25 protein-coding genes are annotated in these 14,780 nt (G+C 43.3%); 21 read left to right on the top strand and 4 right to left on the bottom strand.

What is annotated here, in order from left to right; translation table 11 throughout:
- The first annotated feature begins 10 nt into the window (after positions 1-10).
- The 9 genes from rplT (at position 11) to HUO09_RS05330 (ending at position 4,494) form a co-directional block, all read left to right on the top strand.
- Positions 11-364 carry a 50S ribosomal protein L20 gene (gene rplT, locus HUO09_RS05370; protein ID WP_102939616.1) on the top strand — a complete coding sequence of 118 codons (354 nt, stop codon included), beginning with the start codon at positions 11-13 and terminating at the stop codon, positions 362-364.
- A 152-nt stretch (positions 365-516) separates the two neighbouring features.
- Positions 517-966 carry an N-acetyltransferase gene (locus HUO09_RS05365; protein ID WP_188233249.1) on the top strand — a complete coding sequence of 150 codons (450 nt, stop codon included), beginning with the start codon at positions 517-519 and terminating at the stop codon, positions 964-966.
- A 64-nt stretch (positions 967-1,030) separates the two neighbouring features.
- Positions 1,031-1,498 carry a GNAT family N-acetyltransferase gene (locus tag HUO09_RS05360; RefSeq protein ID WP_188233248.1) on the top strand — a complete coding sequence of 156 codons (468 nt, stop codon included), beginning with the start codon at positions 1,031-1,033 and terminating at the stop codon, positions 1,496-1,498.
- Between the two features lie 48 nt (positions 1,499-1,546).
- Positions 1,547-2,011: an ASCH domain-containing protein gene (locus tag HUO09_RS05355; RefSeq protein ID WP_188233247.1), complete on the top strand. Its 465-nt coding sequence runs from the start codon at positions 1,547-1,549 to the stop codon at positions 2,009-2,011.
- Between the two features lie 75 nt (positions 2,012-2,086).
- Positions 2,087-3,040, top strand: a complete 954-nt coding sequence (locus tag HUO09_RS05350; protein ID WP_188233246.1) for a D-2-hydroxyacid dehydrogenase family protein — start codon at positions 2,087-2,089, stop codon at positions 3,038-3,040.
- Between the two features lie 52 nt (positions 3,041-3,092).
- Positions 3,093-3,428 (top strand): 5-carboxymethyl-2-hydroxymuconate Delta-isomerase, encoded by a 336-nt coding sequence (locus HUO09_RS05345; protein ID WP_188233245.1) that lies wholly within the window; start codon positions 3,093-3,095, stop codon positions 3,426-3,428.
- A gap of 31 nt (positions 3,429-3,459) precedes the next feature.
- Positions 3,460-3,882, top strand: coding sequence for a GFA family protein (locus HUO09_RS05340; RefSeq protein ID WP_188233244.1), 423 nt, complete (start codon positions 3,460-3,462; stop codon positions 3,880-3,882).
- 28 nt (positions 3,883-3,910) lie between these two features.
- Complete coding sequence (locus HUO09_RS05335) at positions 3,911-4,186, top strand: putative quinol monooxygenase (RefSeq protein ID WP_167410599.1); 276 nt, start codon at positions 3,911-3,913, stop codon at positions 4,184-4,186.
- A gap of 89 nt (positions 4,187-4,275) precedes the next feature.
- Positions 4,276-4,494, top strand: a complete 219-nt coding sequence (locus HUO09_RS05330) for a VF530 family DNA-binding protein (protein WP_042485806.1) — start codon at positions 4,276-4,278, stop codon at positions 4,492-4,494.
- 37 nt (positions 4,495-4,531) lie between these two features.
- Here HUO09_RS05330 and HUO09_RS05325 read toward each other — a convergent pair whose 3' ends face one another.
- A complete protein-coding gene (locus tag HUO09_RS05325) occupies positions 4,532-4,696 on the bottom strand; it encodes a hypothetical protein (RefSeq protein WP_223159328.1) in 165 nt (54 codons plus the stop codon).
- A 189-nt stretch (positions 4,697-4,885) separates the two neighbouring features.
- On the opposite strand from HUO09_RS05325, the gene HUO09_RS05320 reads away from it, so the two are divergent.
- From HUO09_RS05320 to HUO09_RS05285, 8 genes are all read left to right on the top strand, one after another.
- Complete coding sequence (locus HUO09_RS05320; RefSeq protein WP_188233242.1) at positions 4,886-5,380, top strand: arsinothricin resistance N-acetyltransferase ArsN1 family B; 495 nt, start codon at positions 4,886-4,888, stop codon at positions 5,378-5,380.
- 114 nt (positions 5,381-5,494) lie between these two features.
- Complete coding sequence (locus tag HUO09_RS05315) at positions 5,495-5,743, top strand: DUF3297 family protein (protein WP_042485816.1); 249 nt, start codon at positions 5,495-5,497, stop codon at positions 5,741-5,743.
- 385 nt (positions 5,744-6,128) lie between these two features.
- Positions 6,129-6,494 carry a VOC family protein gene (locus tag HUO09_RS05310; protein WP_167410596.1) on the top strand — a complete coding sequence of 122 codons (366 nt, stop codon included), beginning with the start codon at positions 6,129-6,131 and terminating at the stop codon, positions 6,492-6,494.
- 240 nt (positions 6,495-6,734) lie between these two features.
- On the top strand, positions 6,735-7,205 hold the full coding sequence (locus HUO09_RS05305; RefSeq protein ID WP_188233241.1) for a GNAT family N-acetyltransferase: 471 nt from the start codon (positions 6,735-6,737) through the stop codon (positions 7,203-7,205).
- A gap of 47 nt (positions 7,206-7,252) precedes the next feature.
- Positions 7,253-8,047 (top strand): PhzF family phenazine biosynthesis protein, encoded by a 795-nt coding sequence (locus HUO09_RS05300; protein ID WP_188233240.1) that lies wholly within the window; start codon positions 7,253-7,255, stop codon positions 8,045-8,047.
- Between the two features lie 36 nt (positions 8,048-8,083).
- Positions 8,084-8,287 carry a DUF1289 domain-containing protein gene (locus tag HUO09_RS05295; protein WP_188233239.1) on the top strand — a complete coding sequence of 68 codons (204 nt, stop codon included), beginning with the start codon at positions 8,084-8,086 and terminating at the stop codon, positions 8,285-8,287.
- A gap of 23 nt (positions 8,288-8,310) precedes the next feature.
- Positions 8,311-8,802, top strand: a complete 492-nt coding sequence (locus HUO09_RS05290) for a GNAT family N-acetyltransferase (protein ID WP_188233238.1) — start codon at positions 8,311-8,313, stop codon at positions 8,800-8,802.
- A gap of 14 nt (positions 8,803-8,816) precedes the next feature.
- A complete protein-coding gene (locus HUO09_RS05285; protein ID WP_188233237.1) occupies positions 8,817-9,251 on the top strand; it encodes a GNAT family N-acetyltransferase in 435 nt (144 codons plus the stop codon).
- 78 nt (positions 9,252-9,329) lie between these two features.
- Here the strand turns inward: HUO09_RS05285 and HUO09_RS05280 are convergent, their stop codons facing one another.
- Positions 9,330-9,851 carry a DUF2058 domain-containing protein gene (locus tag HUO09_RS05280; protein ID WP_188233772.1) on the bottom strand — a complete coding sequence of 174 codons (522 nt, stop codon included), beginning with the start codon at positions 9,849-9,851 and terminating at the stop codon, positions 9,330-9,332.
- 230 nt (positions 9,852-10,081) lie between these two features.
- On the opposite strand from HUO09_RS05280, the gene HUO09_RS05275 reads away from it, so the two are divergent.
- On the top strand, positions 10,082-10,582 hold the full coding sequence (locus HUO09_RS05275) for a GNAT family N-acetyltransferase (RefSeq protein WP_188233236.1): 501 nt from the start codon (positions 10,082-10,084) through the stop codon (positions 10,580-10,582).
- Between the two features lie 56 nt (positions 10,583-10,638).
- Here the strand turns inward: HUO09_RS05275 and HUO09_RS05270 are convergent, their stop codons facing one another.
- Positions 10,639-11,322 (bottom strand): tRNA (adenine(22)-N(1))-methyltransferase TrmK, encoded by a 684-nt coding sequence (locus tag HUO09_RS05270; RefSeq protein ID WP_188233235.1) that lies wholly within the window; start codon positions 11,320-11,322, stop codon positions 10,639-10,641.
- 157 nt (positions 11,323-11,479) lie between these two features.
- A complete protein-coding gene (locus HUO09_RS05265; RefSeq protein ID WP_188233234.1) occupies positions 11,480-12,154 on the bottom strand; it encodes an SDR family oxidoreductase in 675 nt (224 codons plus the stop codon).
- Positions 12,155-12,467: 313 nt separating this feature from the next.
- Between HUO09_RS05265 and HUO09_RS05260 the strand changes: the two genes are divergently transcribed.
- The 3 genes from HUO09_RS05260 (at position 12,468) to HUO09_RS05250 (ending at position 14,773) form a co-directional block, all read left to right on the top strand.
- Positions 12,468-12,935: an HAD family hydrolase gene (locus HUO09_RS05260; RefSeq protein ID WP_188233233.1), complete on the top strand. Its 468-nt coding sequence runs from the start codon at positions 12,468-12,470 to the stop codon at positions 12,933-12,935.
- Between the two features lie 25 nt (positions 12,936-12,960).
- Positions 12,961-13,656 (top strand): aspartate/glutamate racemase family protein, encoded by a 696-nt coding sequence (locus tag HUO09_RS05255; RefSeq protein WP_188233232.1) that lies wholly within the window; start codon positions 12,961-12,963, stop codon positions 13,654-13,656.
- Positions 13,657-13,729: 73 nt separating this feature from the next.
- Entirely contained in the window at positions 13,730-14,773 is a 1,044-nt protein-coding gene (locus tag HUO09_RS05250) for an AbrB family transcriptional regulator (RefSeq protein WP_188233231.1), read from the top strand.
- The last annotated feature ends 7 nt before the right edge of the window (positions 14,774-14,780 follow it).

Raw genomic sequence — 14,780 nt, 5'->3', positions numbered from 1 at the left:
GAGAGACATAATGCCTCGCGTAAAACGTGGTGTACAAGCTCGTGCACGTCATAAGAAAGTTCTAAAACAAGCTAAAGGTTACTACGGAGCACGTTCACGTGTTTACCGCGTAGCTTTCCAAGCAGTTACAAAAGCTGGTCAATACGCATACCGTGACCGTCGCGCTAAGAAACGTCAATTCCGTCAACTTTGGATTGCACGTATCAATGCGGCATCTCGTCAAAATGGTCTATCTTACAGCCGTTTCATCAACGGTCTTAAGAAAGCATCTATCGAGATCGACCGTAAGATCCTTGCGGACATCGCAGTATTCGACAAAGCAGCATTTACTGTTTTAGTTGAAAAAGCAAAAGCTGCTCTTTAATTAGCAGTCAAGTTTTGAAAAAGGAGAGCATTAGCTCTCCTTTTTTTATGCCTGAAATTTGTACTTGTATAAAAACTTTGTCGTGTTATTAGTATGTTAAATGCCAGGGAAGAATGACTACGTTCGGTTTGAAAACGCTACAAGGAGAAATAATGGAATATTCATTGAGAAAAGCAGTTGAAACGGATGTCGATTTCCTGCTCGGTCTACGTGAAACCACCATGGGACAATATTTAAGGGAAGTTGGAATGCCAACTGGCAGAGATGCTTATCTTGAAAGAGTTTATTACGCCTTTGACCAAGCTAACATCATCGTTATTAATGACGCTCCTGCCGGCTTGTTTAAAGCCCAATTTAACCCAGAAATCAACGAGTGGTATTTGGTTCAGATTCAACTTCATCCTAATTACCAAAATAAAGGTATCGCTCATCGCCTAATTTCAGGACTGATCAGCAAAGCCGCCGCATCAGGCTCAACGGTGGGTTTAAGTGTTGTTAAAACGAATCCAGCACAGCGGCTCTATTCTCGACTTGGGTTTGAGCGAGTAGGGGAAACAGAGTTTGAATATTTAATGCAGTACACTCCTGAAAAATCAGCGTAATAGATTGATCATATTCAACATGAAACGCTACTGTGCCAAAGACACTGACAGTATGGAGAAATGTGTGATTACCATCCGAGACTACAAAGAAGAAGATGCTCCGACGCTTTGGGCGATTCATCACTACACGATCCGCAACATTAATGTGCGTCACTACTCGCAGGCACAAATAGAAGCATGGGCTCCAGATAATTTTGACCTTTCTGTCTGGCAAAAACGAGTGGACGCTTTGAACCCGTTTGTCGCGATGATAGATGGCGTCATTGTTGGGTATACAGATTTACAACTGGACGGATTAATTGACCACTTTTTTTGCCATCATGAGTTTCAGGGCAAAGGAGTCGGCAAGGCTTTGATGAATCATGTATTCAGTATAGGAAAAAAGAAAGGTATCAAACGTTTCTATTCTCATGTCAGTATTACTGCTCGGCCTTTTTACGAACACATGGGTTTTACTGTTGTAAAAGAGCAACTGATGGAAGTGCGTGGTCAAACACTCAAGAACTTCCTAATGATCAAAAACATCGATTAAGAATTAATCTTACTTATTTCACCTCTTTTTAGTTGAGTACCGCAAATTATGGAAAGCAGAAGCCAGTTGTTTCTGGAACAGTACCTAAGCGCTTTACCTGTCGAAATAGCGCAGCAATACACCTCTTTTAGTTCTGATTATTTTTGTGCGGATGAATACAACGCTAATGTCTGTGCGGATCTGATTCTAAAGGGAGAAAAGACAGCATCGTGCAGTATGGATTACTGGTATAGCCACAAAGGCGAACCCATGCCAGAAGTAGGACATCTTCAGGTGGTGACTGACTGGGAAGGGGAGCCAAAGTGCATTGTAGAAATCACGTCGGTAGAAAAATGTCGATATAAAGATGTCACTCAAGAATTTGCCGCAGCAGAAGGTGAAGGGGATAAAACGCTGGCTTGGTGGCGAGAAGCGCACTGGCATTTCTTCTCATTGGAATGTGAGGAGTTAGGGATTGAACCAACAGAAGATATGCTTCTGGTCTTGGAACGTTTTAAGGTTGTTTATTCTTAACAATATAAAGTGTTAGTTCATAACCCGTACTGGTCACGTACTACCAATTGTCTGGATTAAAATGGGGAAAGCGCAGTGAAAATAGCCATACTGGATGATTATCAAAACGTCGTAAATGCGTTGGATTGTTTTACCTTGCTCGCTAATCATGATGTCACTGTTTTTACACAGACGTATTCTGAGTCAGAGCTCGTCGCTATGTTGACCGATTTCGAAGCGATTGTGCTTATTCGTGAACGTACCGTAATAACAGAATCTCTGCTTAGTCAGCTACCCAATTTGAAGTTGATCAGCCAGACAGGAAAAGTCAGCAATCATATTGACCCAAGTTTGTGCGCCAAGTTCGGTGTTGAAGTGTTAGAAGGTAGGGGTTCTCCCATTGCGCCGTCCGAGCTTTGTTGGGCGCTCATAATGGCTGCCTCTCGCCATATACCAAGTTATACCCACAATCTGCACAATAACGTGTGGCAAAGTTCAGACAGTCTGGGTTTAGGACGAACTTTAAAAGGTTTGAAGCTGGGTATCTGGGGGTATGGCAACATTGGGCAGCGCATTGCTCAGTATGCCAAGGCGTTTGAAATGTCGGTATTGGTATGGGGAAGTGAAAAGTCGCGGCAACTCGCCATAGAGCATGGCCTCGAAGCGGCCGAAACGAAACAAGCATTCTTCTCTGATTCGGACATCGTTTCTCTTCACTTGAGGCTTAATGATGTCACCCGATTTTGTGTTACAGGGGACGATCTTAAACGGATGAAACCTGATTCGTTATTTGTGAATATCAGTCGAGCCGAATTGGTAGCAGATTCAGCCTTGTATAACGAGTTGCTTTCTGTTCCGACCAAACGAGCCGCGGTCGATGTGTTTAATATCGAGCCAGCACTTCCAAGCAATGAACCTCTGTTGACTCTGCCTAACGTCACCGCAACTCCGCATTTAGGCTATGTCGAGAAAAACAGCTACGAGCTCTACTTTCGTCTCGCTTTTGAAAACATCCTAAACTTTGTGAAAGAACGAGCTGAAAAGAATTAATCAGCCATCGACGCATAGCCTACGATCAACATTGTTTAAAAAGGAATATAAATTGCCTCATTGTATTATTGAACATGCTGCAACTATCCCAAACGACGAATTGAGCCAGAAAGTTTTTGCTGGAGCGATGGCATCGAATCTGTTTGCGCCGGATGGTAGTGATATTAAAGTCCGCAGTATTGCGTATGAGCATTATCAAACAGGTTCAAAGCGTGAGGACTTCATTCACGTGACAATACGTATCCTCTCTGGGCGAAATGATGAGAGTAAGATGAAGCTATCGCATTCGGTTTTAGATCAGCTAAAGTCTTTATCTCTTTCTGAGGCATCGTTGACGGTAGAGATAGTTGATATCGACAGAGGCAGTTACGCAAAATGTTTAGTGTAATTGGATAATTTTAGGACGTTCAGGAGGCGATATGACTAATGCAAAAGTAGCAACATACAAAGGGTCTTGTTTATGCTCAGCGGTGAAATTTGAACTTATCGGGGAATTCCAGTCGTTTTTTCTCTGTCATTGTTCTCGTTGCCAAAAAGATACTGGTTCAGCGCATGCTTCAAACTTATTTGCACCGTCTGCTAAGTTGGTTTGGACGCAGGGAGAAAGCGATGTGAAAACGTATCTTCATCCCAACAGCAGACACGCCAAAAGTTTCTGTCAACACTGCGGTTCTGCATTACCTATGGTTGCGGACAGCATAAAGAGTGTCGTCGTTCCCGCTGGCAGTTTAGATGACGCACCATCCCTATTGCCGACAGCAAAAATATTTGTAGGCAGTTGTGCAAGTTGGTCTAAAGACCTTTCAAACATTCCATCGTTTGAGACGCTCCCCAACGCTTAAGCTCGCAGAAAGACACAGTAGGATGTTTATGTCTAAAGTCGTATTAAAAGGTTTTATACTTGTTCCTGAAACGGATTTGGATGCCGTGAAACAGGAACTCATCAATCACAAAAGGCTAACACTGCAAGAACAAGGATGTTTAGTCTTTGAAGTAGTTGAAAACGCCGATAACCCTCAACGGTTTGATGTTTATGAAGAGTTTTTAGACAGAGCTTCATTTGAACATCATCAGCAGCGAGTCAAAGCGTCTTATTGGGGCAAAGTTACGCGAGATGTAGAGCGTTACTATGAGATTGTTGAATAATTTCGCGGGGAATTTTGAGATAGATAAGGTCTTGTTTATCCTTTCTGTTAAACTGCCCCTCCAATTTTTCTGTTACTGAGAAGCACCAAATGAGCCAACCGCAAGCTAATAATCCATTACACGGTCTAACCCTAGAGAAAATTCTTACTCAGTTGGTCGAACACTATGGCTGGGAAGGTTTAGATGCTGAGATTCATTTGAATTGTTTTTATAACGACCCTTCCATCAAGTCATCGCTGAAATTTTTACGCCGCACTCAGTGGGCGAGAGACAAGGTAGAAGCTCTCTATATTCGAACCTTCAGTTAAGCTATTTGCGAAAGGGCTTATTTGATTGGTAACGTACCTATATGACTTCGTTGATGGGTTTAAATGCAGGTAAGCGTGGGTCTTGATTCCTTCTGCGTTCATAATTCACACAATGTTTTTTACTTTGGCGTCGTTCAATGATGACCCGACGCTCAGCGTGATATACACCATCAACCAAGACGGTTTCCGTGATGTATGGCATCTTCAATTTCTCCACCATAAAACCAGCCCTCATTGCTTATGAAATAACAAGCATAGCTGAGGTTAATGTATTTGTTGAACCAACAGCATCAATTACTATGTCAAAAAAGTAAGATTTGTTTTAAATTGAGTAAAAATCGCTTACTTGTTGAAGCGCAGAGTAACAACAAGATGACGTCATGGAGGACGTATGCTCATTCGTAAAGTATCGAGTTCAGATATTGATTCAATTGTTCAGATTTATAACCACTATATCGCTACCACCACCATATCTTTCGAAGAATTCCCCGTAAGCATAGAAGAGATGACCAACCGTGTTGAAAACGTGTTGAGTCAGGGACTGCCTTGGATTGTTCTAGAGCAAGACGGGGAGGTGAGAGGATATGCTTACGCTAACCAGTGGAAAGCCCGCAGCGCATACCGCTACACCGTTGAGCCCTCTATCTACGTTGCCCATGAAATGAAAGGTAACGGCATTGGTCGAGCGCTTTATGGCGAGCTGTTGGAGATGTTGAAAAGTGCAGGTTACAAGAATGCAGTTGGTTCTATTGCTCTGCCTAATCCTTCAAGTGTGGCTTTGCATGAGCGCATGGGGTTTAAAAAAGTTGGGGAGTTCATCAATATAGGGTTTAAATTTGATCAACAGGTTTCAGTGGGGTATTGGCAGTTGGAACTTAGCCGCTAGAATTGTACTGAAATTCATAACCCTATAACCATAGAGTGATGAAGGGTGTTATTTGTTGAGCCTGTGGCTCGCATTGTTTAAAATGGCCTACTTTTTTTATATCAGGTCATAAAAATGAGCGAAAACAACTCTAAACCAGCTTTACCAGATCATCTATCAGGCAATCCACGCAGCCCGCATTTTGTTGCTGAGTGCTTTGAACACCATATTGGTATTCGTCTAAACGGTAAAGAGCGTACTGATGTTGAAGAGTACTGCATCAGTGAAGGTTGGGTAAAAATTCCTTCACCAAAAGCAAAAGACCGTTGGGGTAATCCAATGCTAATCACTCTAAAAGGTGAAGTAGAAGCTTTCTACAAGTAAGCCGCTCTTATCTTTGGCGAATATGCACTATTCGCCACTTGAATTCGATACATAGGGTGCATGCTCTATGTATCTCTTCTCTCAGTTTTTCATTTCCTATATAACCTTCTGGTACCAAACTCTGCTTTCTTGTGAACATATTTCGTGACGCTGTCACTTATGCTTGCTGCTAATTACGAAGTTGTTGGCTCAACTGACGCAAGCAATCCCAACCACTTTTTATATCGCTGATCTTAAACTGTAATTTCCCAATAGATTCCTTTGCTGAAACTTCCTGAAATCCAATAGAGTGCTAGGCTTAAGTAAAGTATTGAATCAAACTATTACCGATTGTTGTTTGAGAATATGTCGTGATAACAAGCATCTATTGTAGGAAGGGATAACAATGAAACAACATGAGAAAATCAATTACGTTGAATATGCCGCGAAAGATTTAATCGCCACTAAGACTTTTTTCTCTATGGTTTTCGGCTGGGAGTTTATTGATTACGGGCCAGACTACGCTGCGTTTTCCGACCAAGGCATCGACGGTGGTTTTTACAAAGCAGACGCTTGCAGCCAAAGCGCCAATGGCGGTGCGCTTCTGATCTTTTACAGTGTCAACATTGAAGAGACACTAGAAAAAGTGCTGCTCAATGGAGGCGATATCGTCCGCCCTATTTTTGAGTTTCCCGGAGGTTGTCGTTTTCACTTTACAGAGCCCAGTGGCAATGAGTTTGCTGTTTGGTCTGAAGGTTTAGGCGAACAATAATTGCTAAACGCAGGTAGCGAAGTAATGCACAAATGATGGGTTTTACAAAATCAGGACCAAGCTATCAGTTCGGAAACTATCTCTTCGGCTTCTTATGAATGACAGTAAATCAACAGGTTAATTTATTTTCTTGTTGAATCTTTGTTGCATAACTATTACGTTCAGTAAACGATGATGTTCTCCTTACAATGAGAGAGCATCTGTTTCGTTTACAAAAAGTGAAAAGGGTCAGGGATAGTTGTGGTAACGATTGAGAAATACAGCCCAGTCAGGGAAGAAGAAGCCAGCCTGTTGAGTGTTCTAAGCGACCAAGCTCAGTTTACGGTCAGCAATGTTCCCCATGTGGTTGAGCAGTTAACAGAGTCCGAACATCCCCACCTTATTATTTTCGAAGACAAAGCCGTCGGCTTCTTTTTGCTGGATCTGGATTACTCTGCCAAATATCAGTTTGGACAGCAGAAGGCGATAGGCGTAAGGGCTTTGTTGGTGGACCAGAAATATCAAGGCAAAGGTATTGCGACCCAAGCCATCAGAGCACTGCCAAGCTATGTAGCGAAGCATTATCCTGACTATGAAGTAATGCAGTTAACGGTAAATTGTCGCAACAAGGCCGCTTATGGGTGTTATTTGAAATGTGGCTTTGTGGATAGTGGTGAGTTGTATACAGGCGGACCTGTTGGCCCACAGCACATCATGCAGTTAAGTTTATAGATATAAACTTTGAGTATCGTCTTTGATAAATCGTTGGAGCCAATCAGATGGAATTAAAAGTCTTTGTGGTGGATGCGTTCACTGATAAGAAGTTTCAGGGAAATTCAGCCGCAGTCGTGCCTGTAGCCGATTGGCCTTCCAGCGAGCTTATGCAAAATATCGCGGCGGAGAACAATTTATCAGAAACAGCATTTATCAAAGCTCTGGCCCCCAATCGATACCAAATACGTTGGTTTTCACCACTGACGGAAATTGATTTCTGTGGGCATGCAACGTTGGCCGCATCATATGTTCTTTTCCAATTTTTAGGCTGTGAAGGTCAGATTGAGTTTGTTACCACACAAGTCGGTGAACTTCAGGTTAACCAACAGGCTGATGGGCGTATCGAAATGAGCTTTCCGAATCAAAAACCACAAATCATTGACGATATTCCAACTGCACTGCTGGAAAGTCTATCGATTAAGCCAGTAAAAGTGCTCAGAAACAGACAAGCGTATTTCGCTGTTTTACCGAGCGAGCAAGATGTTCGAGATGTGGAATATCACAGCGAACAGCTTAAGTTATTAGCGCCCTATGACGCAGTGGTGACGGCTCAGTCGGAAGGCGAGTTTGATTTCATTTCACGATATTTTTGGCCAGCAAACGGCGGAGATGAAGACCCTGTTACCGGTTCGATTCACTCAGGACTTGCACCTTACTGGGCAGAGCAACTTGAGAAAAGTGAACTGATTGCCTATCAGGCTTCAAAACGTGGCGGAGTGCTTTATTGCCAAGTGCTTGATGATCGGGTGCTCGTGTCCGGATTTGGTGTGCTTTACTCTCGTGGAACTATTTATATTTAGCTTTCAGAGAAATATGTGGCAGATCTAGGAAAAAAGATGAGTTTGAAAGCCGACAGTGGGGCAGGGAATTCCCCAGCATCACCTTGTATTCGTCAGTGTTGCCTGGATGAACAAGATATTTGTGTTGGGTGTTTTCGGTCCTTAGAAGAAATCATTCATTGGAGCGCGTCGTCCGACGCAGAAAAAAACCAGATTATAGAACGATGTAAACAGAGAAAAGTGCAACGGAAACGTTGTTAATTGAAGAGAGTGTTGGAGTCATTATGAGCGTTGAAATTCGACGGGCTGAGCCATCAGATGCAAGAGCCATTAAAGAGATTTATGAAGGTAAAAATGCCTATTCGAGTACACTCCAACTCCCTCACCCGTCGCTGGCTTTGTGGGAAAAGCGCACGACTGATGTACCAGACAATGTGTATGTCTATGTTGCGCTTGTGGATGGAGAAGTTGTCGGTAACTTGGGTTTTGAAGTGTGCACCAGCCCACGCAGACGTCATGTGGCTTCTTTGGGAATGGGAGTGAAAGATGATATTCAAGGCCGTGGTGTTGGCAGCGCTTTGCTTGCTACTGTGATTGGTTTGGCGGACAACTGGTTGAATCTCAAACGGATTGAACTGACGGTATACAGTGACAATGATCGAGCGATTAACTTATACAAGAAATTTGGTTTTGCCATAGAAGGTGAATCGAAGGCTTACGCATTTCGTAATGGTGAATACGTTTCTGCCTATCATATGGCGCGGGTATCAGACTGATTTGAGGATGTAGGATGATCAACATACGAGAAATGGATATTTCTGATTATCAAGCTGTGATTACACTGTGGGGACAAACGGACAATTTGTCACTCAGAGACGCCGACTCTGAACAAAATATTGCAGCCTATTTAAAGCGAAATCCGGGGCTTAGTTTTGTCGCGATTGACGGCGATACCATTGTAGGTGCAGTACTCGTGGGCACTGATGGTCGGCGTGGATATTTGCAACACCTAGCGGTCGATGATCGTTATCGCGGGCAGAGAATCGGGCAGGGGTTGGTTGAGCAATCCATCCGTGCATTGGCGGAACTTGGCATCTCGAAAACGCATTTATTTGTGTACAAAGAGAACCACAGTGCTAAAGGGTTTTATGACAAATTAGGTTGGAATCCTCGCAACGAGATAACCATGTATTCATTTAATAGCTCAGATAACGTAAACGTCTAGTGTATCTCTTTGATGACAATAAAAAAGGCGCTCTTAGCGCCGTTTTTATTGTAGAACAGGGTGTTGCCGCTATGGGAATTACCACATCAAATCGTCTGGAACAACGAAATCCGCATATGGGTCATCTTCTGCAGGAAGATCCGCTTCAAGTGCTTTTTGTTCGATAACCGTGTTGTCATCACGCATGGCAATCTTGTTTGCCACACCGCTTGGAATCACTGCATAAGTCTCTTCGTAGCGAGCAATCGCGACAATACCTTTGATCAGTTGATCTCGGATCAACGATGTTACATACAGAGATTTCACTAATGTTCCATCAGTGAAGTTGTACTTGATGTCACCATCGGCGATATCAATTTTATTCATTTCTACTAACTGTTTAATTTGAGCTCGGATTTCTTTGCTTAGACGCTGCTCTTTCTGCTGCAGACTAAGTTCCTTATCACGTTCTAGCTGAGCGCGTTTGTTCTCCTCGACTGCGGCTTTTACTTCACGAGCTTGAACGCGAGATTTTTTCGAGCCTTTTTTTGCCTTCTTCAATTTTTTTTCGTTAACCAAGCCTGCTTTTAGCATCTGTTCTTGGAGAGTTAGCTTTGCCATTGATTTGTCCAGTTCCTCAAATTTGTGCCATTTTAGCGGCTCAAGCAGTGCAAATAAAGCATCGACTGACATTGAGGTCTTTTGGCGTGAACTTGGTGAATGTAGCCGTTTTCTGATACGGCATCTTATTGTTCGAGATGTGATATTTATGCATTGCGAGTCCATGCACTGGGCGTTATATTCAAATTTCGGCTCGTACCATTTAATAAATTTCCGCGTGGATCTGAGATATGGAATTAGAGTTATTAGAAGAAAAACATTTCCAATCACTTTTTGAGTTTGAGAAAAACAACCGTGACTGGTTTGAGCAATTTGTACCACCTAGACCATCGAGTTATGACAGCTTTGCTAGCTTTCGTGATATCACGAATAGTTTGATTGAAGAGCATGACGAAGGGACAGGTTACTTCTATGTCGTGGTTGAAGACGGTGAGGTGATCGCTCGCGCAAATCTTATTGAACTCACCGATGATGAATGTGAAGTTGGTTATCGAGTTTGCCAACAGTGGAGTGGTAAAGGTGTCGCCAGTTTTGCTGTGAAAGAGCTGATTGAAATTGCCCGTGAAGAGTTGGAGCTTCGGTTATTAACCGCAAAAGCCGCCATAAACAATCCTGCCTCTATGCGTGTGCTCGAAAAAGCAGGTTTCGTTCGCGTAGGACAAGAAAAGAATGCGTTTATCCTTAATGGAAAAACGCTGACACTTGCCTGCTATGAGAAAACCCTAAAGTAAACCGTTCAATTTGTCTTAACATGGTGGCTGTATATGAATTATTCAGCCACTTGATCTCAAGAGTATTCCAACTTCACTTCCGAATAAGCATTGATGATGTGCTGCACATCTGCTGAGTTACCGCTTTGCATGCGGCGATAATGGTTTAATGTAGCACTCAGGTATTTGTCTGCTGAAGTGGCTTGTTGTTCACTGTTGCAATGCCAAATACGGCTACCCGTCATCGCGATCGTTTTCCTTTCTTCCGCTTTGGTTGAGACGTATATGATTTCGTAAAAGCGGTCATTTTCTTCAAGCAGTACTTCATCAATCAGTCCGAGCTCAAGCTCAATCAGTTTCTGGCGTAAGGCAAACTGGTGATGCACAGGACACAACAAGAAGTCGATTGTTAGATTTGAATATTGACGGCGTATTTCACTGATGAAGTGCATCATCAAATCTCCACCTACACCAGCAATGATCACTAAATGTTTGCCTGAGTAATGCTCTAGCGGTAGTTTGGCGACATCTAAGCAGTGGGTGTGCCACGCAGATTCAGAGTTTGGATAAAAGCGTTGTAATTTGCTCTCAACTTCTGACATTAGGCTAGGCACGATATCGACAAAGTGGATATTGTTCGCCGCCTGTCTATTTAATAACGATGCACCGAGAAAACCGTGGTCACAGCAGCAGTCCCAAATATGTTCATAAGACGCTGTGATCATTTGGTCGATTTGTTTGAGTCGTTTGCTGAGTTTCAACGGATTTACCTAAAGCTTATTTCAACGGCCGCATTCTAGAGGTTTTCCGCAGCTTAGAAAACAGATATGAGGTAGGGCTGTGCAAATGGTAAATATGTGGCTAGGTGGGTTTGACTAAGAGGGGCTATCGGTTTGCCCCTCTTTCAATCTTGTAAAGCTATTCGAGTTCAACCGGTGGGCGGAAGACCATCTCATGCATCACCACATCTTCTGGTAATTCGAGGATTTGGTTGATGGTGTAGGCTACGCTTTTAGCACTCATATATTGAGGGCGTTCCACTTCGCGGAAGTTAGTATCTGTACCGCCCGGAAACAGCGTTGTTACTTTAATGCCGTGAGGTTGAGCTTCTTTCATCAGAATTGAACTGAAACCTGCGAACCCTTGCTTCATCGCAGTATAGACACTCATGGTTTCGTTGGCGCGTTTCGCCACTGTGCTGACGACATTGATGATGAATCCTTTCTTTAACGGTTTCATCACCGTCACTGCTTCTCGGCTCAACAGTGCAGGCGCACGCAGATTCACAGCATACTGGTGATCAAACTCTTCCAGAGTGAACTCTTCAATGGCACATTTTCTTGAGTTCATACCTGCGTTGTTGATCAACACATCCAGTCTGCCTAGCTGGTGATAAGATTTATTAAACATATCGACAGTTTGAGTGGCACAACTTAAGTCAGCTTCAATGATGAAGCACTGAGTCTCGGCTTGTAGCTCGGCCAATTTCTCAGTATTTCTGCCAGTCGCAACAATCTTATGGCCTTTCGACGCCAGCAATTTTGTGAGTTCATAGCCGATGCCGCTAGTCGCTCCAGTGATGAGGATATTCATAGCTATTCGCTTTTATAGACAAGGTGAGTGATGTATAGATAGTGTCAGTATCCAGTGTCTTCGTAAAGAGAGATGCGTACCGTAATAAGGTGATTATGATGTGAAATTAGGGGTACTGCTTGGAAATCTGTATGGTTGAAGTCCTGTTTAGTAACGAATACGATGGTTGCTACATCAACTCAATGATTTGATGAATGATTTACGCTGTTGGGATTTGTTGTCTCTTCCTTCTCATCGCTCGATTGAAGGCAAATCTATACTCGAATTTAAGTCATTGAAGCGGGTCTATTTGGCAACAACATAAGGAAATGAAATGTCTTCGATTTATCTTTTCGATTGGGGCGATACTCTGATGGTCGATTATGTCGATGCCATCGGGAAAATGTGCGATTGGCCGAGCGTTAAAGCGGTTGAAGGCGCATTAGAAACACTGGAGATACTTTCTCGAAAACATGAAATCTACGTTGCAACAAATGCAGCGGATTCTCGTGAACAGGATATAAAAGCCGCGTTCCAACGGGTAGGCTTAGCCCCATTCATCAAAGGTTATTTTTGTTTTGAAAATATAGGATTAAACAAGCAAGATCCTGACTTCTATATAAGAATTGCCAACAAGCTAGGTGTATCCCCTGAGAGCATCACAATGGTCGGGGACAACGAAGTGAATGATGTTGCAACAGCAATTAAAGCCGGCCTAAATGCAGTTTGGCTCAGTCATTCGGGCGTCAAGCACCCATCTTATAGAACGATTACCTCGTTGACCGAGTTAACTCATATTTAAGCCGTAACAATAAAAGGAGCACAGAATGAAAACCATTGGAATGTTGGGTGGAATGTCGTGGGAATCGACAGTGAGCTACTACAAAGCGGTTAATGAAGGTGTCAAGCAGGCGCTAGGTGGATTGCACTCTGCAAAGATAGCGCTTTACAGTGTTAATTTCGAAGAAATTGAGAAATTACAACGGGTTGGAGATTGGGATAAAGCAGGTGTGATTTTAGGTGAAGCAGCTAAATCCATACAAGCGGGTGGCGCTGATTTTTTACTGATCTGCACCAACACTATGCACAAAGTTCTCCCTCAAATTGAAGAACAAATCGACATTCCCGTTCTTCATATTGCTGACGCGACGGCGAACAAACTTATCGAAGATGGCATTTCAAAAGTAGGGTTGCTTGGCACGGCTTTTACTATGGAACAGGATTTCTACAAACGTAGGATCAGCGAAAAATTTGGCATTGAAGTAATCGTACCTGAGTATGAAGAGCGTGAAGTCGTACACCGAGTGATTTATGATGAGCTGTGCCAGGGACAGATCCTTTCCGAATCCAGAGAGCAATACATTAACATCATTGACAACTTACGCCGTCAAGGTGCCGAAGCGGTAATTCTGGGTTGCACAGAAATCGCTCTGTTGGTTGAGCAACAACATACCCAAGTAGCACTTTACGACACGACAAAAATTCACGCTGAAGCAGCGGTAAAGCAAGCTCTTTCCAACTAACCATCCCGATCTAACTGCCTTCATAAAGCGCAGATAAAACTCGCTTTGGCAAAAGAGGTGTAAATACAAAACTATGTTTGAAGGTTCTTCTAGGTATAGTCTACTTATCATGTCCATCATTGCGTTGATGGCTGCGTCTGTTGGGTTGTTGTCTGCTATACCTCTCGCTGAACTATTTATGTCAGCTGCGGCGATTATTTTTTTAAGAAAGCGCTTTAATGTACAAGTCGTCATTCCCACTTCACTGTTGATGTTTATTCAAGTGATGTTGGGGATCAGCGTGGGGGCGACGATCTCATTGAGTGAGCTTTCCCACACCTTGAATCCGGCGGTGATTCTTGGTCTAGTGATTTGCCTGACATTGCAAACGAGCTGCAGCTATTGGTGGCTCCACCACAAAGAAAAATGGAATCCCTTTGAATCTTTACTTGGTGCTGTACCCGGTGCCATGGCAGCCATTTTGGTCATTAGTGAATCAGGAAACAAGCCTTCACCCAAAGTGGTTTATTCCCATTCAGTTCGTTTGATCATCCTGATTGTGTTAGCTGGCTTTATTTCAAATACCACCGCTGATGTAGCAATTGAGTACATTGCAATTGGTTGGCAACAGTGGGCATTGCTCTCGGGTGTCATTGTTATCAGTATGTTTTTCGGCAAACTATCACTTCGATTCGGTATACCCGCACCGTATATGATTGCATCGCTAGCGATTGCTGCTTTTTGTAACAGCTATATCTCCGAAATAGACTTAGCCGTCCCTTCATACATTGTTGTTTTTGCCACGGCGCTACTGGGCTCGTTGATTGGTGCTCGCCTTGCCGAAACAACATTGCGTGAGGCGCTGACCTATTCAAAGGCAGGTGTGTTTGTCACCATCATTGGTCTTCTTGTCGCTGCGGTGACATCTTATGTTGCTTCTTATGTCTTGGGACTCAGTTGGGTGGTTGTGCTGTTAGCGTGGGTGCCGGGAAGCGTAGAAGCAATGACGGCTGTTGCTTTGCTTCTTGGTTTGGAGCCCGCTTTTGTCATGGTGAATCATGCGATACGTTTGCTATTGCTCTATACCTTGCCTGTTGTATTGAAAAATCGCTTGGAGCAATTGAGAGAACAGCAGTAGTCCCTAA

The organism is Vibrio sp. Y2-5 (assembly GCF_014596725.1).
GTDB lineage: Bacteria > Pseudomonadota > Gammaproteobacteria > Enterobacterales > Vibrionaceae > Vibrio.
The sequence above is the reverse complement of the archived record's forward strand: the minus strand, read 5'-3'. Positions and strand labels throughout refer to the sequence as shown.